We start from the raw sequence: 2,887 nt of genomic DNA, 5'->3' as shown, positions 1-2,887 counted from the left end.
TGTAGGCTTGCGGCTCCACCAGTGATTGCCAGCGCAGGAAGATCCGTTCCGGCAGGTCAACGTTATTTATGGGCTTCATCGCCCCGCCTCCCTTGTGCCAGCCTTCTGGCTTGCGGGTGTAGCCAGCGATCCCGCCATGCACGCGAAAGAACGCCAACCTACGCTGGTCGAGCACGTCCACGGTCTCAACCCAGACTTCCATATGGCGCGGGGCGGCCAGACCTACGTACCAACTGTTGTAAGGCAACTTGGGTGGGGCGGCTGGTTTCGGACCGCTGGCGCAGGCACTCAGGCTTAATAACAGACCGATCAACAGGCCTAGACGCTGCGCGTGTTTACCAGGTGCCATAGGGAATACCGTGCTGGTCGATATAGGCTTTGTTCTCGGGTTCTATCGGCACGTATTTACCGTTGCTTTTGCCTCTATAAGGTCCTAAAGCCTCGATCTCGGCCTGAAAGCGACCAACCTCCTTGAACCCTAGACAACCCGCTCCTACCCAAACTTTGACGATGCCACCAGGGGCCATGCCCAGCGTTATTCTGTTGCGATAAAGAGTTACGTTTTCCTGGTCCGCCGCGCAAAACACCCGCTCCGGCTTAACCATCTCATCGCGCACCCACTGCGGAATTGGGATTCTGATCCTGTAGGCTTGCGGCTCCACGAGTGATTGCCAGCGCAGGAAGATCCGTTCCGGCAGATCAACGTTGTTAATCGGTTTCATTTTTCCCCCGCCGTTGTGCCAACCCTCTGGATTACGGGTGTAGCCAGCAACCCCGCCATGTACGCGAAAGAACGCCAACCCACGCTGGTCGAGCACATCCACGGTCTCAACCCAAACTTCCATATGGCGCGGCGCGGCCAGACCTACGTACCAACTGCTGTAAGGCAACTTGGGTGGGGCGGCTGGTTTCGGTCCGCTGGCGCAGGCACTCAGGCTCAATAGCAGACCGGCCAGCAGGCTTAAACGCCTCATTGGGGGTAACCCTTCTGCGGCAGGTTGGGGTAGACATTACGGACGTTATTCGGCGCGGGCTTGCTGACCAACAAGCCCTTACTGGGCGTCCAGTGGGCGGACTGGTGGATATAGCGGCCACGCAGCAAACGCTCCTGGTCGGGGTCGAGGCTGACTTCGATGCCTCCCAGTACTTGATCCAGGATGTGCGCAGCGATGGGTTGTAACTCTTCAGGCAGTCGGAAACGTCGGTCTTGCTCGCCAATGACGTCAAACGGCACACCATGGCGCACGCCCAACTCACGCATCAAGCGCAGCCCGATCAAGGCCAACTCGCCACGCACTGGCCGGTCAAGCTCAATTGTCAACAGGTAATCCTGCTCGTCGCTCTCCGGACCGCCGCGCGGTGGCCGAGGTATTGGTCAGCTCTTGATCTCGATGCTGCCGTCGCCGGCCAGACCACGGGCGCGCAGGGCCAACACCTGGGCGCGGGTTTGCGCCCATAACGGATGCGCCTGCACCGGACGCTGCGCCGCTAGGGTGATTCGTCGCGGCGCAGTCAACCAGACTCGTTCACGCGCACGCGGCAAGTAACCCCCACCAATGTCGGAGTGAACACCGGGCAAGCTGATTTGCTGGTGGCCGTGCAGCACGCTATTGAGCGCAAAATTGAGGCGGTGCTCGTCGCGGGCATGCAACTGGATGACCTGGCGGGCGCAGCCCGGTGGCAGATACAGATTGACCCCTGGGTTATTGGCATCCGTTGGACTTAGGTCGCCACGCGCAACGGCTGCAATAGCCGCAACGGTGTCGAACAGACCGATCAGGTTAAGCTTGATATCCACCACAGGGTCGAAACTCGCCAGCAGGCCAAAGCGTCCTCCTTGCAGCAACTCGCCAAACAGACCCCGACCCGGTTTGAGTAGCTCGTTGGCACAGTGCCGGGCGGCGGCGGCACCACGACTGAAACCGAATATGTCGAACTCTATACGGCGGATAGAGGTGTCAGGATTGGATTGCCGAAAGAGATCAAGCTGCTCCTTGACTAATTCCGGTGCCTGCTCAACCCGCGCCACCACTCCGGTTTCACCCCGCCCAAGTCCTTGGCCGTAAAGCGAGTCCTTGTCTCCACTACGAGTACCGATACCCTCCAGGTAGACACGCAGATAACCAATCTCTGCCTCGGGAGGAAGACCATCGACGGCATGGTCCGGATACAAGTCATACAGATGAGCCACATTGCTCGGCGCATTGCCGTAACTATTATCCGGCGCAGCGTTGAAGGCACTCCCGTCGAACCCATCAAAACCGTACCGCTCGCACTGTTGGATAATGCTTTCCAGTTCGTCGCGGTCGAACAGTGTCAGGTCTTCACGACGGCATTGTTCAGTGGCTGCCGAGTTGGCCAGGTTGTTGCCGGTGCCATCGAAGAATAGGCCCAGGCGCAGAGTAATGCCGTCGAGTTCTTCCTCTTCCTCCTCTTCTTCCATGTCGTAGACCAGCGAGAGCTTTTCAGGCGTTGCGGTGTAGACACGCTGGGTAAAACCCTGGCTGTCAGTCGTTCCCCTCCAAACCTTTCCGGAGGCCGCGGTGATCTTGTAGGGCGTATCTGCCAGTACCTGTTCCTCATCGTTGGCGAATATCTGGAACTGCTCGTGGAACTCAAGCGGTGGATCGATGATCGCCGGCAGTGTCGCGATCCCTGCAACCCGTGGGGCTTTGCTCGGGAAGTATTCAAAGTGCGCGGACTTGAGGGTGTAGTCACCTGCCGTGCCTGATTCGATGCCGCTGGGGTCGAGGGTGAGGTAGCTGCCACCGCCATTGAGGGTGATTTTCTTTTTCGCGACGATACGGATTTCGTCTTCAGTGCTGGTGATGCTCAGCCCCTGCCGGGCCAGCAGTTCCAGCGTGTCGTTTTGGGCCTGGACACTTAC

4 protein-coding genes are annotated in these 2,887 nt (G+C 58.9%); all 4 read right to left on the bottom strand.

The features are described from left to right. Nucleotides 1-349, bottom strand: a 349-nt coding sequence (locus tag AWM79_RS25785; RefSeq protein ID WP_244159589.1) for a DUF2931 family protein, incomplete at its 3' end; no start/stop codon positions are given. Then, a complete protein-coding gene (locus AWM79_RS21960; RefSeq protein WP_060783776.1) occupies nucleotides 336-974 on the bottom strand; it encodes a DUF2931 family protein in 639 nt (212 codons plus the stop codon). The genes AWM79_RS25785 and AWM79_RS21960, both read right to left, overlap by 14 nt. Then, a complete protein-coding gene (locus AWM79_RS21955) occupies nucleotides 971-1,321 on the bottom strand; it encodes a hypothetical protein (RefSeq protein WP_156430143.1) in 351 nt (116 codons plus the stop codon). Before AWM79_RS21955 ends, AWM79_RS21960 begins: the two co-directional genes overlap by 4 nt. Before the next feature lie 54 nt (nucleotides 1,322-1,375). After that, on the bottom strand, nucleotides 1,376-2,887 hold a 1,512-nt coding region (locus tag AWM79_RS21950; protein ID WP_156430142.1), incomplete at its 5' end, for a T6SS phospholipase effector Tle1-like catalytic domain-containing protein.

The sequence above is a fragment of the Pseudomonas agarici genome (genome assembly GCF_001543125.1).
Taxonomy (GTDB): Bacteria; Pseudomonadota; Gammaproteobacteria; order Pseudomonadales; family Pseudomonadaceae; genus Aquipseudomonas; species Aquipseudomonas agarici.
This window is presented reverse-complemented; position numbering and strand designations above follow the sequence as displayed.

What these genes read in the sequence shown, in the direction of transcription:
- AWM79_RS21960 (WP_060783776.1), bottom strand. Translation starts at nt 974, where the DNA reads ATGAGGCGTTTAAGCCTGCTGGCCGGTCTGCTATTGAGCCTGAGTGCC.